The organism is Enterobacter cloacae complex sp. Mu1197, assembly GCF_040059225.1.
Lineage (GTDB): Bacteria > Pseudomonadota > Gammaproteobacteria > Enterobacterales > Enterobacteriaceae > Enterobacter > Enterobacter quasiroggenkampii.
Window position 1 is genome coordinate 1,895,414 of sequence record NZ_CP157375.1, and the last position, 16,145, is coordinate 1,911,558.

Genomic DNA, 16,145 nt, shown 5'->3' on the forward strand with positions numbered 1-16,145 from the left:
GCTACGAATATTGCTTTAATGGCTTGCCCAAATAGCGGGAAGAGCACGCTATACCTTGCAGGCGATTAACCTGATACGCTAAGGGAGATATTATGCAGAAGAAATTAAAAGTCGTAACCATTGGTGGCGGCAGCAGCTATACCCCGGAATTACTTGAAGGTTTCCTGAAACGTTATCATGAATTACCGGTCAGCGAATTATGGCTGGTGGACGTTGAGGAAGGTCAGGAGAAGCTGAATATTATTTTCGATCTGTGCAAGCGCATGGTGGAAAAAGCGGGCGTGCCTCTGACCGTGCATAAAACCCTCGATCGTCGTCTGGCGCTGAAAGATGCGGATTTCGTCACCACCCAGCTGCGCGTCGGCCAGCTGAAAGCGCGTGAGCTGGACGAGCGTATTCCGCTGAGCCACGGGTATCTGGGGCAGGAGACTAACGGCGCGGGCGGCCTGTTTAAAGGCTTGCGTACTATCCCGGTCATTTTCGACATCGTCAAAGACGTACAGGAGATCTGCCCGAACGCGTGGGTCATTAACTTCACCAACCCGGCCGGCATGGTCACTGAAGCGGTCTATCGTCATACCGGTTTCAAACGTTTTATCGGCGTCTGCAACATTCCGATCGGCATGAAGATGTTTATCCGCGACGTGCTGGCGCTGACCGACAGCGACGATCTCTCCATCGATCTATTCGGCCTGAACCACATGGTGTTTATTAAAGATGTCATCGTGAACGGAAAATCGCGCTTTGCCGAGCTCCTCGACGGCGTAGCCTCCGGTCGTCTGACGGCGGCATCGGTGAAAAACATCTTTGACCTGCCGTTCAGCGAAGGGCTGATCCGCTCGCTGAATCTGCTGCCTTGCTCGTACCTGCTTTACTACTTCAAGCAGAAAGAGATGCTGGCCATCGAAATGGGCGAGTATTATAAGGGCGGCGCGCGTGCGCAGATCGTTCAGAAGGTTGAGAAGCAGTTGTTCGATTTGTATAAAGACCCGAACCTGAACGTCAAACCGAAAGAGCTGGAGCAGCGCGGCGGGGCCTACTACTCCGATGCGGCGTGTGAAGTGATCAACGCCATCTACAACGACAAGCAGGCGGAGCACTATGTCAACGTGCCGCACCACGGCCATGTCGACAATATTCCGGCTGACTGGGCCGTCGAAATGACCTGCATCCTGGGACGCGAGGGCGCTAAACCGCATCCACGCATCACCCACTTCGATGACAAGGTCATGGGGCTGATCCACACCATCAAAGGCTTTGAAGTGGCGGCAAGCAACGCGGCGCTGAGCGGTGAGCTCAATGACGTGCTGCTGGCCCTGAATCTCAGCCCGCTGGTGCATTCTGACCGCGACGCGGAGCAGCTGGCCAGCGAGATGATCCTGGCGCATGAAAAATGGTTGCCGAACTTTGCCGCCACGATCGAAAAGCTGAAGTTCAAACAGCAATAAGAGGACGCACAATGGAAAACCTGCTGATCGTTAATGCTGATGATTTTGGCCTCTCGAAAGGCCAGAACTACGGCATTATTGAAGCCTGTCGCCAGGGGGTTGTGACCTCTACAACGGCGCTGGTTAATGGTGAGGCGGTTGAACACGCGGCGCAGCTGAGCCGCGAAGTGCCGGAGCTGGGCGTCGGCATGCATTTTGTGCTGACGCTCGGGATGCCGCTTTCGCCAATGCCGGGCCTGACGCGCGATGGCCAACTGGGTAAATGGATTTGGGAGCTGGCGGAGCAGGGGGCTCTGCCGCTCGAAGAGATTGCCCGCGAGCTGGACTGTCAGTTCAACCGCTTCGTTGATGTGTTTGGTCAGACGCCGACGCATATCGACAGCCATCACCACGTGCATATGATCCCGGCGATTTTCCCGCTTGTCGCCGGGTTTGCACAGCGCAAAGGCGTGGCGATGCGCGTGGATCGCGAGGTGCACGGATTGCCGGACTGCACCGTTACATCCACTGAGGGGTTCAGCAGCGCGTTTTACGGCGACGAGATTGACGACGCGCTGTTCCTTAAGGTGCTGGATGATTCCGCCGCACGGGGTGAACGGTCGCTGGAGGTCATGGCACATCCTGCCTTCGTCGATAACACCGTGCGTAAAAGCGCCTACTGCTGGCCGCGTCTGGCGGAGCTGGATGTGCTGACGTCGCCGTCGCTGAAATACGCGATTGCCGAGCGCGGGTATCGGTTGGGGACGTTCGGGGATCTTTGAAATAACGCCCGGTGGCGGCTTCGCCTTACCGGGCCTACAAAACCAATCGAATGTAGGCCGGGTAAGCGCGAGCGCCACCCGGCTTTTTTTACGCCGGAATCTGATCGATCTTGCTGCTTCGCGACCAGACGCGGTGCGCGGCGAGCAAATCAAACAGCTTCGTCATAAAGGCATCGTCAACGTTATCGCCTTCGACAATCCCGTCTTCACCCTGATCGGCCACCTTCAGCTGCGCTTTGAACTGTCGCGCGTCGCCGGACAGCGCGATCGGCTTCAGGTGCTTATAGGCTTCCAGCAGATAATAGACGGCGTCCCCGTTGGTCAGCAGGCTGGCAATATCCCCGCACGGCACGATCACCGCATCGACGGTGAGCGATGGCGCACCGGCAAAGGTCGCCGCGACCGGCAGCACAGAACCATCGTCGGCCGTCACTTCACCCATGCGGGGATAGAGCAGTTTGGCATGTACGCCCTGAGTTTTCAGCGCCTGCATCATCCCCAGCACGTCGCTGGCGCGGGTTTTGTCGTTCAGCAGAATGGCGACCACGCGGCCTTTAATCGAGCCGCCTGGCACCGCATACAGGCTCAGCGACGGATCTTTCTTCACGCCGTTAACCTCTTTCGGCGGAGCAAGGTTACGCTGCTCGTCGGTCAGCGTAATGCCCAGGTTGTCCGCGACGCTCTGGGCAAGCTGAACATCAATATGCGCCAGCTGATCGACCACGCGCTCGCGGATGTAGGTGCGCACCACTTTACTCAGCTCGAAGCTGAAGCCGCCGATGATGTGCTGTTGCTCAATCGGCGTCTGGCTGTTCCAGAACAGGCGAGGGTGGGCGTAATACTCACCGAACGAGGGGCTGCGCTCGCGAATTTTATTGCCATCGATACGCTCCTGATACGATTCGAATCCACCGCGTTTCGGTCCGGGAGGCGTTTCACGCGGCCAGTTATCGTTGATGGAGTTCGGCTCATAGTTTGCCGGGTTGGTATCAATATCCTGACGGTGCATCCCGTCGCGCTGGAAGTTGTGATACGGGCAGGTTGGGCGGTTAATCGGAATTTCGTGGAAGTTCGGCCCGCCGAGTCGGCTAATCTGCGTATCGGTATAGGAGAACAGGCGTCCCTGCAGGAGCGGATCGTTGGTGAAGTCCAGCCCCGGCACGATATGCCCCGGGTGGAACGCGGCCTGCTCGTTTTCGGCAAAGAAGTTATCCGGGTTACGGTTAAGCACCATTTTACCCACCAGCTGCACCGGTACCAGCTCTTCCGGGATCAGCTTCGTCGGGTCCAGAAGGTCGAAATCGAACTTAAATTCGTCCTCTTCCGGGATGAGCTGCAGGCCAAGTTCGTATTCCGGGAAGTCGCCCGCTTCAATGGATTCCCACAGCTCGCGGCGATGGAAGTCCGGATCGCGCCCGGTCAGCTTCTGCGCCTCGTCCCACACCAGCGAGGCTTTACCCGCGACAGGCTTCCAGTGGAAGCGGACAAAAGTGGCTTTCCCTTCGGCATTGATCAGACGGAAGGTATGGATACCAAACCCTTCCATGGTGCGGTAGCTGCGCGGAATGCCGCGGTCTGACATCGCCCACATCACGTTGTGTAAGGTTTCAGGCTGCAGGGAAACATAGTCCCAGAAGGTGTCGTGCGCACTTTGTCCCTGCGGTATGGCCCAGTGGGGCTCCGGTTTTACCGCATGGACAAAGTCAGGAAATTTATGCGCGTCCTGAATGAAAAACACCGGCGTGTTATTGCCGACCAGATCGAAAATACCCTCTTCGGTATAAAACTTGGTGGCAAAGCCGCGGATATCCCGGACGGTATCTGCTGACCCCGCGCCGCCCTGCACGGTGGAGAAACGCACAAACACCGGGGTGATTTTATCCGGGTCGGAGAGGAAATCCGCTTTGGTGATCGCTTTCAGGCTCTTGTAGGGCTGAAAGTAGCCGTGCGCCGCGGAACCGCGCGCGTGGACGATGCGTTCCGGTATCCGCTCGTGGTCAAAATGGGTGATTTTTTCCCGCAGGATAAAGTCTTCCAGCAGGGTCGGCCCGCGCGTGCCTGCGCGAAGGGAGTTTTGATCGTCAGCAATGCGTACGCCCTGATTGGTCGTGAGCGCGAAACCTTCACCGCCTTTTCGGTGTGGTTCAAGAGATTTCAGCTTCTCGTTTCCCGTGTCCGGCGATTTCATGCTTCCCGGTGCGGTAGGCTGTTCGCCCGGTGCGGAGGGACCAGGGGAGGGGCGGTGAGAGCCGTCAGCAGGGGCGAGAGAGTCCATACCCGGTTGAGATTCTTCAGTGCCATGAATGGGTGATTGATGTGTTTTATCTTTGTTCGACATTGCACGCTTCTCCTTTATCCATTGCTAAAAACCCTATTAAGGATAGAACAATGTCGCGACATGGTTCGCGAACTAAGAGTTTTCATATGCCGTGATTAGCGAAAGGAGCCATCTCACCCACTCGGAGCGCGACGGAAGGCAGCAGGATCGGCTATCATAGAATTTTCCTGCTTCAAGAATTTGCTTTAGTGAATCCGTTGCTTATGAAACCTCTTCGTCAACAAAACCGCCAGGTTATTAGCTATGTGCCACGCGTTGAGCCCGCGCCGCCAGACCATGCCCTGAAAGTGGAGGGCTTTCGCGATGTGTGGCAGTTACGGGGGAAATACGTGGCCTTTGTGCTGGTCGGCGAGCATTTCCGTCGCTCTCCCACTTTTACGGTGCCGGAGTCCGCACAGCGGTGGGCGATGCAAATCCGCCAGGATGAAGAGGTTGAAGAATAACAGTCATAAAAAAACCGCCATCAGGCGGTTTTTTTATTTCTAACGTGTTTAGCGGTGCGCCAGCTCGGCGTCGTCTTCACTTTCCAGAATCGCTTTGTCGGTCTGCTTCAGCCACTGGCTGGTCAGCGTACCGGCGGTCATGGAGCCGCTCACGTTCAGCGCGGTACGACCCATGTCGATCAGCGGCTCAACGGAGATCAGCAGGGCGACCAGCGTCACGGGCAGACCCAGCGCAGGCAGCACAATCAGTGCGGCGAAGGTTGCACCGCCGCCAACACCCGCAACGCCTGCGGAGCTTACGGTGACAATCCCGACCAGCGTGGCGATCCAGACCGGATCCAGCGGGTTGATGCCGACTGTAGGAGCAACCATTACCGCCAGCATCGCCGGGTACAGACCCGCACAGCCGTTCTGACCGATGGTGGCACCAAAGGAGGCAGAGAAGCTGGCGATAGATTCAGGCACGCCCAGACGACGGGTTTGCGCTTCCACGTTCAGCGGAATAGATGCGGCGCTGGAACGGCTGGTGAAGGCAAAGGTCAGCACCGGCCAGACCTTACGGAAGTACTTCAGCGGGCTGACGCCGTTCACGCCCAGCAGGATGCCGTGCACCACGAACATAATGCCCAGGCCCAGATAAGAGGCGACAACGAAGCTGCCCAGCTTAATGATGTCCTGCAGGTTAGAGCCGGCAACCACTTTGGTCATCAGCGCCAGCACGCCGTAAGGAGTGAGCTGCATGACCAGACGAACCAGCTTCATCACCCAGCTTTGCAGGGTGTCAATTGCGGTCAGCACGCGTTCGCCTTTTGGCGCATCGTCTTTCAGCAACTTCAGCGCCGCTACGCCCAGGAACGCGGCGAAAATAACCACGCTGATGATCGAGGTTGGGCTCGCACCGGTCAGGTCAGCAAACGGGTTCTTCGGAATGAAGGAGAGCACCATCTGCGGCACGGTCAGGTCAGCCACTTTCCCAACGTAGTTGGTCTGAATCGCGGTCAGACGCGCCGTTTCAGCGGTACCCTGAACCAGACCTTCTGCGGTCAGGCCAAACAGGTTAGTGACCAGCACACCCACCAGCGCGGCAATCAGCGTGGTGAACAGCAGCGTGCCGATGGTCAGGAAACTGATTTTTCCCAACTGAGTCGCGTTATGCAGGCGGGCAACGGCGCTCAGAATAGAGGCGAACACCAGTGGCATAACGATCATCTGCAGCAGCTGGACATAGCCGTTACCGACAATGTTGAACCACTGAATGGAATCTTTCAGAACTGGATTATCGGAGCCATAAATTGCCTGTAATGCCAGACCAAATACGACACCCATGGCCAGACCAACCAGCACCTTTTTCGCCAGGCTCCACTGTTTGTGGCGCGCCTGCGCGAGAAGCAATAGCAATACAGCGAACACAACGACGTTCGCGATGAGTGGAAAATTCATCCCCGTTCTCCTGATTTATTATCGGGTCGGTTTTTACCGATCCTGTTGGCGGAAGGTTAGCAGAAGTGTGATGTAGCGCTTATATCCAAATGGAATGGGTTATGACAAATGGGATAATTTTGTTGGTTTACTGTTCAATCTGGTGATGAATAAAGCGATTGAACTGAAATTGCAGCGAATTAATCATCTGGGAAGACCAGCGGACTGCACTGTTTTCGGGCAACGTTTGCGGCATCCAGACGGCGTAAGCAAACAGCGCCATGCACAAGACGCGCTCCAGCTGGTTCCCTTTCTGCGGTGCGAGGATGGGAAAACGGAAGCGCCAGCGGCAGGGCCACAGCAGCGGTACGCCTGCGGGCGTCAGCATATCGGCCAGAATATGGCTTAAATATCCCAGCACCATCCCCTGAATGGCATCGGCGGGGACGATCCAGCTTTCGGGCACTTTTAAATAGAAAAGCGTCAGCAGGCCAAACACGGCCAGCAGGCTGTGCGTAAACCCCCGGTGGCCGAACGCGCGGGCGATGGGTTTCGATACCCACTTCAGACGCTGTCCGAGGAAGGACTTGGGGTGGTCGATGTCGGGCAGCAGACAGGTCAATACGGCGGAAGGGACGATATGCCACCAGTCCCCCTGTGCCAGCACGGGGGTGAGTTCAGCGTTTTTGGCAAATACTGCGCACGCGATAGAAAAAAGCAGGTGGCCTTCCGCCGTCATGATAAAACCCACAAAACTGTCAATTCATACAGTATAGGGTTTTTATACAGTAGGCGGAAGAGGTGACGGTGTAACTGTTTGTCACAAACCGGAGGAGGGCGTTAACCGCCCTGCAGATGGCGCGCCGTCAGTTCTGCCAGTGAATATAGCTTCACATCGGCAAGCGCGAACCGGGGATCGTGGCGGCATTCTTCCGCAGGCACCACAATGGAGCGCATCCGCGCGGCTTTAGAGGCCACCATGCCGTTAACGGAATCTTCCAGCGCAACGCAGTTGAGGGGATCCAGGCCGAGCTTAGCGGCACAGTCCAGATAGACCTGCGGGTGCGGCTTGCTATAAGGCAATTTCTCAGCGGAGGCAAGCGCGTCGAAACTGTCGCGCAGTTCAAACATGATGAGCACTTTTTCCAGCATATGCAGCGGTGACGCCGAGGCCAGGCCGACCTTCAGTCCCTGGGCTTTACACAGCGCGACCGCCTCACGTACGCCGGGCAGCAGCGGCTTGCTCTCTTCTACCAGCGAAATGGCGCGGCTGATAATGCGCGCGGTCACTTCATCACGACCTGGTCCAGCCCACGGCTGTTGGGCATACCACAGGTCAACCACCATATCGATGCGCAGGCCCAGCGTATCGGGAAGTTCATTACGACGGCTGATATCCACGCCCAGGCTGGCCATGACGTCCAGTTCAGCGCGATCCCACAACGGTTCGGAATCGATCAGTAATCCATCCATGTCAAAAATTGCGGCAAGAATTTGGCGCGGTGTCGACATCACAACGTCTCCTTATCCAGGGTGTTCGACAGACGATAAGTGCTAAGCACACTCTGCAATTTAGCATATTGCTTTTAAAGAGCGGGCGAAATTGATGACCAGCAGGTAGACTTAGGCACAAATAACGCGTCTTTATGAAGAGGAACTGATGACGTATCAACAAGCTGGACGCATTGCGGTCTTAAAACGTATTGCTGGCTGGGTGATTTTTATTCCTGCCGTCATTTCTACGCTGATTTCTGTACTCAAATTTATGTACGATCACAGCGAAAAACAGCCGGGTATCAATGCGGTTATGCTTGATTTTGCGCATGTGATGATTGAGATGATGCGTTTTAATACGCCATTCTTGAATGTCTTCTGGTTTAACTCACCCACCCCGGGTTTTCACCATCAGCTGAATATCGGCTTTTGGGTGATATACGCCCTGATCTTTGTTGCGCTGGCGCTGCAGGCCTCTGGCGCGCGAATGAGCCGTCAGACGCGCTTTTTACGCGAGGGCGTTGAGGACCAGCTCATTCTGGAGCAGGCCAAAGGCCCGGAAGGCATGAGCCGGGAGCAGATTGAATCCCGCATTGTTGTGCCGCGTCACACCATTTTCCTGCAGATCTTCCCGCTCTATATCCTTCCCGTGATGATCATCGTGGCAGGATACTTCTTCTTCTCACTGCTCGGTTTTCTGTAACCGATACGGGTGGCGGCAAGGCCACCCGTTCGCGTCTCAGGCGGCAAGCATGCGCTCAAGCGCACGCTGTGCGTTAACCAGGTGTTCCCCACCAAAAAGTATGGCGCGGTTCATCAGCGTATAAAGCTGGTACACCGGTTGACGGTCGAGGAAGCCGGGCGGCAGGGGAGAAACCGACTGATAACCGTCATATATCTGCGGCGGTTGTTCAGGGTGCAGCGGCAGCATGGCAAGGTCGCACTCTCGGTCACCCCAGTAGCAGGCCGGGTCGAAGATATAGGGGCCGTTGGGCCCCAGCGCGCAGTTATCGGACCACAAATCACCGTGGAGCAGAGACGCCTGAGGCTGGTGGGAGGCCAGACGCTGCTGCACGTGCTCGACGATGGCGTCTATATTGCCAAATTCCAGCCCTTTCTCGGCGGCAAGCTCAAGCTGCCAGCCAATGCGCTGCTCGGCAAAAAAGGTCGACCAGCGACGCTGCCAGGCATTGGGCTGTGGCGTGGTGGAGAGGTCATTGTCAAAATCGAGACCAAACTGCGGCTGGTCGCTCCACTGATGGAGGCGTGCTAGCTGCTGACCAAGAATGAAAGCGTTATGGGCATCCAGCGGACGGGCGGGGAGATATTCCATGACCAGAAAACTGTAATCGCGGTCGCTACCGACGGCCAGCACCTGCGGGACCGTCACCGTTTTACTGCGCGACAACAGTTCAAGCTGATCGGCTTCGGCGGTAAATATCGGCAACAGCTCACGTTCATCGCATTTTACGAAGAGATCGCGCCCTGCGTAGCGTAAATGCCACGCGGCGTGGATCTCTCCGCCTGGCAGTTCGTTACGCAGTTCAATTTCACCTTCACCCAGCTGCTCACTTAAAAGATGACTGATAGCCTGCCACATGTTGACTCTCCCATGTTGTCTGCCAGATCATAAAGTTAGCGCATTATTGCGGTAAAAAAATACGAACTAACGCACACCTGAGCGGTTTAATTTCATACAGGGCACTTATTGTTCTTTTTTCTGCCAGTTTTCCCAGGTGTCGACGTCAATTTCGGCTGGCTTGTCGGTCACACTTTCCACCAGACTGGCGGCCAGCGCATGAACCTCTTCTTTATTCAGGGCACCGATCAGACCAAATGCCAGGGTGCCTAAATCATGAATATTGCCCTCGTCATCCGTGAGCGTGAGGAGAAAATTAGCCCGGGTGAAGGCGTTGTTGAGCTCATTCAGCTCGGTCAGCGATGCTTCATGAAGGTTGACGGTTACGACGTAGCGGGTGATGTCACCACTGCTCATAATTCACCTCATTGTTATCATGGAAGTTTTCTTAGCATAGTCGATAGTTTGCGTTTGGCGACTCGGTGATGACATTCCCCTCCATAAGGATGAAGGGGAACAGGGGTTAATTTCGGGACAGGTAATCGACAATTTTTTGCGTATCGGCCAGCGAACAGAGACGCGTGCCCTGGTTGATGGTAGCGGCGCTACCCGCCGCCACGCCGTAGCGCGTCATCTCCAGCAGTGACGCGCCCTGCGCCAGCTTAAGCGTCATCGCGCCCACCATGCTGTCACCCGCGCCAACCGTGCTCTGGCTCTTCATCGGCGGTGGAACAACCTGAACGGACGACGTTTCATCGACGGCCAGTGCCCCCTGCGGACCAAGGGAAACCACCACGCGCCGCGCTTTGCCGCTGCGCACCAGCTCCTGCGCGGCGGTGCGCACATCGTCAGGTTGCGTCAAGTCGCGGTTGACCAGCGCGCTTAACTCTTTCTGGTTGGGTTTGACCAGTTCAAGATTGCCCGGCACTAAGGCCGCCTGCAGGGCCTCGCCGCTGCTGTCAACGATGCAGCGGATACCGCGTTGCTGCGCCGCCTGAATAAGCGCGGTTAATTTTTCCGTGCTGACGCCGGGGGGCAGGCTGCCGCTGACCACCAGCAGCGCGCCGCTTTCAATGGTCAGTACTTTCTCTTCAAGCTGACGAAACTCGTCATCGGTGAGTTTCGCGCCCGGCATGACAAACCGGTACTGCTCGCCGCTGGATTCAACGTGGACATGCAGGTTTTGCCGCGTCCAGTCTTTCGCCTCGACGGTCTCTACGGCAACCTGTTCATCTGCCAGCAGAGAGACCAGGTGTTCGCCGGTGGCACCGCCTGCGGGAAAAATGGCCGTGGCCTTGCCGCCGAGGTGGGTAATGGCGCGCGCCACGTTGATACCGCCACCGCCGGGCTCAAAGACCGGGGCGCTACAGCGCAATTTACCTTCCGGGTAAATCTGCGGCGTCAGGGTGGCGGAATCAAGGGAAGGGGAGAGCGTCAGGGTGTAGATAGAAACCATCATTACCTCCTTTTAGCATGGGTTCCTTTTAGTCTGGCACCATTTGTCAGGAAGGCAACGTAAATAACAGTATGATTTTAAATATGAATACTGAATAAAAGTAAGACCGGAGATATATAAAATAAAACGCTTTTTGGGATCGTTCTTATTCAAAAAATGAAATAAGAAAACATTGCTATGTTATTTGCGGCTTTTTATAATTTGTTACCTTTCTCTGGACGCCTTGTCATTGATCCTCAAGAAAGATTCCGGGACCGTGTGGTCTCTTTTTTTGTTGTACGGACTCCTTAATAAAATGAAGCTTTTAAAGACAGTTCCCGCTGCACTGATGCTGGCGGGTGGCGTGTTTGCGGCTATGAACGCGACCGCCGATGATTCCGTTTTTACTGTCATGGACGATCCCTCCACCGCGAAAAAACCGTTTGAAGGTAACCTGAACGCTGGGTACCTGGCACAATCCGGTAACACGAAAAGCTCTTCTCTGACGGCGGACAGTACGCTTACCTGGTACGGTAATACCACCGCTTGGTCTCTGTGGGGTAATGCCAGCAATACGTCCGCTAATGACGAACGTTCTTCCGAGAAATATGCGGTAGGCGGACGTAGCCGTTACAACATGACCGACTATGATTACCTGTTTGGTCAGGCAAGCTGGTTAACCGACCGTTACAATGGTTATCGCCAGCGTGACGTGTTCACCGCGGGTTATGGTCGTCAGTTCCTGAACGGTCCGGTACACAGCCTCCGTTTTGAATTCGGTCCGGGTGTGCGTTATGACGAGTACACCAATGGCGATACCAAAACCCAACCGCTCGGTTACGCTTCCGGCACCTATGCCTGGCAGATGACTGACAACACCAAATTTACCCAGGGTGTTTCTGTATTTGGTGCCGACGATACGACGCTGAACTCTGAGACGGCGCTGAACGTGGCCATTAACGAACACTTTGGTCTGAAAGTCGCCTACAACGTGACCTGGAACTCTTCACCACCCGAATCTGCACCGGATCACACCGACCGCAGAACCACGGTTTCACTGGGTTATAGAATGTAATGAAGACGGGCCGATGATCATGTCGGCCCGTTTATTCTGTCTGGTCTTGTGACGTCCCTTCTGATGAGCTGTATTCGCCCCTAACCCCAAATCATTGCCGCCCAACGGAGTAACAGCATTGCGCCGCAGATGGCGATCAGCACCAGCACCATTTTCCAGTGTTTTACGGCAAATCGTTTTGTTGGCATAACCTAATCCTTGTTCGTTGATACCCACAGTCTACCAAACAGGGCCGAAATATGCCCCTACTCAGGAACGATTGGGTTATGCCAGCGCAGGGTTCGGCTCAGAACCAGTGGAATCGTTCGGCGAGAATCAACAATAAACCTGTGGCGGAAAGGATGTTTAAAATCACAACCGTTCTACTGGATACGTTCATAGTATGCACCTTTGGGTTTAAAGACCTGTTCAAGATTAGCCCAGCATCTTTGAAATGCGAGCACCGGGATCATGCGACCTGCAAATTCATGCGAAAGTGCCAGCACATCAATCTGCCAGCAGAGGGTGCAATCTCCCTTTTGTTAGTGTTAACATTGCAAGGCTTGCCGTATATCCGGCGTTGTCTGATTTTCCGGCAGGTGAATGATGACGAACCAATTTGACGATTGTTGGTCAGATGGTGTCGTAATCTATTGTCAAATCACGATTATTTTCTTTGTATATGCTCTTATGTGTGGGGCATCACTGCAAATAAGGATATAAAATGCCTGTAATTACTCTTCCTGATGGCAGCCAACGCCATTTCGACCGTGCTGTTAGCCCAATGGATGTTGCCCTGGACATCGGTCCTGGTCTCGCGAAAGCGACTATCGCCGGCCGCGTTAACGGTGAGCTGGTAGATGCCTCCGATCTGATCGAAAACGATGCGACGCTTGCGATCATTACCGCAAAAGATGAAGAAGGTCTGGAGATCATTCGTCACTCCTGCGCGCACCTGTTAGGCCATGCCATCAAACAGCTGTGGCCAAACACCAAAATGGCGATCGGTCCGGTTATCGATAATGGTTTCTACTACGACGTTGACCTTGACCACACCCTGACTCAGGAAGATATCGACGCGCTCGAAAAACGTATGCACGAGCTCGCCGAAACAAACTATGACGTCATCAAGAAGAAAGTCAGCTGGCACGAAGCGCGTGAAACCTTCGTGAAGCGTGGCGAGAGCTATAAGGTCTCGATTCTTGACGAAAACATTTCGCATGATGACAAGCCTGGCTTGTACCATCACGAAGAATACGTCGACATGTGCCGTGGACCGCACGTGCCGAACATGCGCTTCTGTCATCACTTTAAGCTGATGAAGATCGCCGGCGCCTACTGGCGTGGCGACAGCAACAACAAGATGTTGCAGCGTATCTATGGTACCGCGTGGGCCGATAAAAAAGCCCTGAACGCCTACCTGCTGCGCCTGGAAGAGGCGGCGAAGCGTGACCACCGTAAAATCGGTAAGCAGCTTGACCTGTACCACATGCAGGAAGAAGCGCCGGGTATGGTGTTCTGGCATAACGACGGCTGGACCATCTTCCGTGAACTGGAAACTTTCGTACGCTCCAAGCTGAAAGAGTACCAGTATCAGGAAGTGAAAGGCCCGTTCATGATGGACCGTGTGCTGTGGGAAAAAACCGGCCACTGGGACAACTACAAAGATGCGATGTTCACCACCTCGTCTGAGAACCGTGAATACTGCATCAAGCCAATGAACTGCCCGGGACACGTTCAGATCTTCAACCAGGGTCTGAAATCCTACCGTGACCTGCCGCTGCGTATGGCGGAGTTCGGTAGCTGCCACCGTAACGAGCCATCAGGTGCGCTGCACGGTCTGATGCGCGTGCGTGGCTTTACGCAGGATGATGCGCATATCTTCTGTACCGAAGATCAGGTTCGTGACGAAGTTAACGCCTGTATTCGTATGGTCTACGATATGTACAGCACCTTTGGCTTCGAGAAGATCGTGGTCAAACTCTCAACGCGTCCGGAAAAACGTATCGGTAGCGATGAGACCTGGGATCGCGCAGAAGCGGATCTCGCCGTGGCGCTGGAAGAGAACGGCATTCCGTTCGAATACCAGCTGGGCGAGGGCGCATTCTACGGTCCGAAAATTGAATTTACCCTGTATGACTGCCTCGATCGCGCATGGCAGTGCGGTACTGTACAGCTGGACTTCTCCCTGCCGCAGCGTTTAAGCGCCTCTTATGTTGGCGAAGACAACGAGCGTCAGGTGCCGGTAATGATTCACCGTGCCATTCTCGGTTCTCTGGAGCGCTTCATCGGCATCCTGACCGAAGAGTTCGCCGGCTTCTTCCCAACCTGGCTTGCGCCGGTGCAGGTGGTGGTGATGAACATTACCGATTCTCAGGCAGATTACGTTAAAGAATTGACGCAGAAACTACAAAATGCGGGCATTCGCGTAAAAGCAGACTTGAGAAATGAGAAGATTGGCTTTAAAATCCGCGAGCACACTTTACGTCGTGTCCCGTATATGTTGGTCTGTGGTGATAAAGAGGTGGAAGCAGGCAAAGTTGCCGTTCGCACCCGCCGTGGTAAAGACCTGGGCAGCCTGGACGTAAGTGAAGTGATTGAGAAGCTGCAACAAGAGATTCGCAGCCGCAGTCTTCAACAACTGGAGGAATAAGGTATTAAAGGCGGAAAACGAGTTCAAACGGCACGTCCGAATCGTATCAATGGCGAGATTCGCGCCCAGGAAGTTCGCTTAACAGGTCTGGAAGGCGAGCAGCTGGGGATTGTGAGTCTGAGAGAAGCAATCGAAAAGGCTGAAGAAGCTGGAGTAGATTTAGTTGAAATCAGCCCTAACGCCGAACCGCCAGTTTGTCGTATCATGGACTACGGCAAGTTCCTTTATGAAAAGAGTAAGTCTTCTAAGGAACAGAAGAAGAAGCAAAAAGTTATCCAGGTTAAGGAAATCAAATTCCGTCCTGGTACCGACGATGGCGATTATCAGGTAAAACTCCGCAGCCTGATTCGCTTTCTGGAAGATGGCGATAAGGCCAAGATCACACTGCGTTTCCGCGGTCGTGAGATGGCCCACCAACAGATTGGTATGGAAGTGCTTAACCGCGTCCGTGACGATCTGAGTGAACTGGCAGTAGTCGAATCCTTCCCTACGAAGATCGAAGGCCGCCAGATGATCATGGTGCTCGCTCCTAAGAAGAAACAGTAAGGCCTTCAAGCAGCAAAATCTGTGGAGCCTTCGGGTTTCATAGGTTTTGTTCGCCTATGTTTCGTTTATTTAACAATGCGAAGTGGAAGTTATTAAAATGCCAAAAATTAAGACCGTACGCGGTGCTGCTAAGCGCTTCAAAAAAACCGGTAAAGGTGGTTTTAAGCACAAGCACGCTAACCTGCGTCACATTCTGACTAAGAAAGCTACCAAGCGTAAACGTCACCTGCGTCCAAAAGCCATGGTTTCTAAAGGCGATCTGGGCCTGGTCATCGCGTGCCTGCCGTACGCATAAGTCGTTTCGTTTAACTTTTTTAACTTAGAATAGATACAGGAGAGCACACATGGCTCGCGTAAAACGTGGTGTAATTGCACGTGCACGTCACAAGAAAATTTTGAAACAAGCTAAAGGCTACTACGGTGCGCGTTCACGCGTATACCGCGTTGCCTTCCAGGCTGTTATCAAAGCAGGTCAGTACGCTTACCGTGACCGTCGTCAGCGTAAGCGTCAGTTCCGTCAACTGTGGATTGCGCGTATCAACGCAGCAGCACGTCAGAACGGTATTTCTTACAGCAAATTCATCAACGGCCTGAAAAAAGCCTCTGTTGAAATCGACCGTAAGATCCTGGCTGACATCGCAGTATTCGACAAAGTAGCGTTCACCGCTCTGGTCGAAAAAGCGAAAGCAGCACTGGCATAAGCCAGTTGAGAGAGGGGGCCTGGCTCCCTCTTTTCATATAACCCTGTAAGAAGATTGACATTTACCCGTGCAGGCTTTTCAATAAGGTCTCAACGGTTTTTACCCAACAAGGTAACGCAAGCATGAATGCTGCTATTTTCCGCTTCTTCTTTTACTTTAGCACCTGACTTCAGGAGGCTAGCGCGTGAAAGATGAAACGAAAAACAGCGCCAGATAAGCCTCCCGATGGAGGCTTTTTTTGTGCCTGAATTTGAGAGAATAACTCCACCAAATC

19 protein-coding genes and 1 other annotated feature are annotated in these 16,145 nt (G+C 54.3%); of the genes, 10 read left to right on the plus strand and 9 right to left on the minus strand.

Features of this window, described 5'->3' with window-relative positions:
* The first annotated feature begins 92 nt into the window (after nucleotides 1–92).
* Entirely contained in the window at nucleotides 93–1,448 is a 1,356-nt protein-coding gene (locus ABFV38_RS08975) for a 6-phospho-beta-glucosidase (RefSeq protein WP_045910256.1), read from the plus strand.
* An 11-nt stretch (nucleotides 1,449–1,459) separates the two neighbouring features.
* On the plus strand, nucleotides 1,460–2,209 hold the full coding sequence (gene chbG, locus ABFV38_RS08980; RefSeq protein WP_348959167.1) for a chitin disaccharide deacetylase: 750 nt from the start codon (nucleotides 1,460–1,462) through the stop codon (nucleotides 2,207–2,209).
* Nucleotides 2,210–2,297: 88 nt separating this feature from the next.
* On the opposite strand, the gene katE is transcribed toward chbG, so the two are convergent.
* Entirely contained in the window at nucleotides 2,298–4,547 is a 2,250-nt protein-coding gene (gene katE, locus ABFV38_RS08985; RefSeq protein ID WP_348959169.1) for a catalase HPII, read from the minus strand.
* Between the two features lie 203 nt (nucleotides 4,548–4,750).
* Between katE and cedA the strand changes: the two genes are divergently transcribed.
* Entirely contained in the window at nucleotides 4,751–4,990 is a 240-nt protein-coding gene (gene cedA / locus ABFV38_RS08990; RefSeq protein ID WP_045336128.1) for a cell division activator CedA, read from the plus strand.
* A 48-nt stretch (nucleotides 4,991–5,038) separates the two neighbouring features.
* On the opposite strand, the gene ABFV38_RS08995 is transcribed toward cedA, so the two are convergent.
* The 3 genes from ABFV38_RS08995 to hxpB all read right to left on the minus strand — a co-directional run bounded on the left by ABFV38_RS08995 (nucleotide 5,039) and on the right by hxpB (nucleotide 7,921).
* Complete coding sequence (locus ABFV38_RS08995; RefSeq protein WP_045336125.1) at nucleotides 5,039–6,430, minus strand: L-cystine transporter; 1,392 nt, start codon at nucleotides 6,428–6,430, stop codon at nucleotides 5,039–5,041.
* A gap of 127 nt (nucleotides 6,431–6,557) precedes the next feature.
* Nucleotides 6,558–7,148 (minus strand): metal-dependent hydrolase, encoded by a 591-nt coding sequence (locus ABFV38_RS09000; RefSeq protein WP_014883483.1) that lies wholly within the window; start codon nucleotides 7,146–7,148, stop codon nucleotides 6,558–6,560.
* Between the two features lie 101 nt (nucleotides 7,149–7,249).
* Entirely contained in the window at nucleotides 7,250–7,921 is a 672-nt protein-coding gene (hxpB, locus tag ABFV38_RS09005; RefSeq protein WP_348959172.1) for a hexitol phosphatase HxpB, read from the minus strand.
* 148 nt (nucleotides 7,922–8,069) lie between these two features.
* Here hxpB and ABFV38_RS09010 point away from each other — a divergent pair, with 148 nt between their 5' ends.
* Nucleotides 8,070–8,606, plus strand: a complete 537-nt coding sequence (locus ABFV38_RS09010; protein WP_348959174.1) for a YniB family protein — start codon at nucleotides 8,070–8,072, stop codon at nucleotides 8,604–8,606.
* 36 nt (nucleotides 8,607–8,642) lie between these two features.
* Here the strand turns inward: ABFV38_RS09010 and ABFV38_RS09015 are convergent, their stop codons facing one another.
* The 3 genes from ABFV38_RS09015 to pfkB all read right to left on the minus strand — a co-directional run bounded on the left by ABFV38_RS09015 (nucleotide 8,643) and on the right by pfkB (nucleotide 10,938).
* Nucleotides 8,643–9,503: a fructosamine kinase family protein gene (locus tag ABFV38_RS09015; RefSeq protein WP_008500662.1), complete on the minus strand. Its 861-nt coding sequence runs from the start codon at nucleotides 9,501–9,503 to the stop codon at nucleotides 8,643–8,645.
* Nucleotides 9,504–9,608: 105 nt separating this feature from the next.
* Nucleotides 9,609–9,899, minus strand: a complete 291-nt coding sequence (gene ghoS, locus ABFV38_RS09020) for a type V toxin-antitoxin system endoribonuclease antitoxin GhoS (RefSeq protein WP_048027535.1) — start codon at nucleotides 9,897–9,899, stop codon at nucleotides 9,609–9,611.
* A gap of 106 nt (nucleotides 9,900–10,005) precedes the next feature.
* Entirely contained in the window at nucleotides 10,006–10,938 is a 933-nt protein-coding gene (gene pfkB, locus ABFV38_RS09025) for a 6-phosphofructokinase II (protein ID WP_045336121.1), read from the minus strand.
* A 295-nt stretch (nucleotides 10,939–11,233) separates the two neighbouring features.
* Here pfkB and ABFV38_RS09030 point away from each other — a divergent pair, with 295 nt between their 5' ends.
* Nucleotides 11,234–11,992 carry a YdiY family protein gene (locus tag ABFV38_RS09030; RefSeq protein ID WP_021241081.1) on the plus strand — a complete coding sequence of 253 codons (759 nt, stop codon included), beginning with the start codon at nucleotides 11,234–11,236 and terminating at the stop codon, nucleotides 11,990–11,992.
* 80 nt (nucleotides 11,993–12,072) lie between these two features.
* On the opposite strand, the gene yniD is transcribed toward ABFV38_RS09030, so the two are convergent.
* On the minus strand, nucleotides 12,073–12,180 hold the full coding sequence (gene yniD / locus ABFV38_RS09035) for a small membrane protein YniD (protein WP_008500658.1): 108 nt from the start codon (nucleotides 12,178–12,180) through the stop codon (nucleotides 12,073–12,075).
* 98 nt (nucleotides 12,181–12,278) lie between these two features.
* A complete protein-coding gene (yncL, locus tag ABFV38_RS09040; protein ID WP_021241082.1) occupies nucleotides 12,279–12,371 on the minus strand; it encodes a stress response membrane protein YncL in 93 nt (30 codons plus the stop codon).
* 324 nt (nucleotides 12,372–12,695) lie between these two features.
* Between yncL and thrS the strand changes: the two genes are divergently transcribed.
* The 5 genes from thrS (at nucleotide 12,696) to pheM (ending at nucleotide 16,038) form a co-directional block, all read left to right on the plus strand.
* Nucleotides 12,696–14,624, plus strand: coding sequence for a threonine--tRNA ligase (gene thrS / locus ABFV38_RS09045; protein WP_008500657.1), 1,929 nt, complete (start codon nucleotides 12,696–12,698; stop codon nucleotides 14,622–14,624).
* A 3-nt stretch (nucleotides 14,625–14,627) separates the two neighbouring features.
* Nucleotides 14,628–15,170 (plus strand): translation initiation factor IF-3, encoded by a 543-nt coding sequence (infC, locus tag ABFV38_RS09050; protein ID WP_023616141.1) that lies wholly within the window; start codon nucleotides 14,628–14,630, stop codon nucleotides 15,168–15,170.
* 97 nt (nucleotides 15,171–15,267) lie between these two features.
* The gene (gene rpmI, locus ABFV38_RS09055) at nucleotides 15,268–15,465 is read left to right on the plus strand and encodes a 50S ribosomal protein L35 (RefSeq protein ID WP_001124225.1); all 198 of its coding nucleotides are present in this window, start codon (nucleotides 15,268–15,270) and stop codon (nucleotides 15,463–15,465) included.
* 49 nt (nucleotides 15,466–15,514) lie between these two features.
* Nucleotides 15,515–15,871, plus strand: coding sequence for a 50S ribosomal protein L20 (rplT, locus tag ABFV38_RS09060; protein WP_000124850.1), 357 nt, complete (start codon nucleotides 15,515–15,517; stop codon nucleotides 15,869–15,871).
* Between the two features lie 117 nt (nucleotides 15,872–15,988).
* Nucleotides 15,989–16,113, plus strand: a sequence feature (Phe leader region).
* Nucleotides 15,994–16,038, plus strand: a complete 45-nt coding sequence (gene pheM / locus ABFV38_RS09065) for a pheST operon leader peptide PheM (protein ID WP_001386830.1) — start codon at nucleotides 15,994–15,996, stop codon at nucleotides 16,036–16,038. (Overlaps the previous feature by 45 nt.)
* Nucleotides 16,114–16,145: the final 32 nt, after the last annotated feature.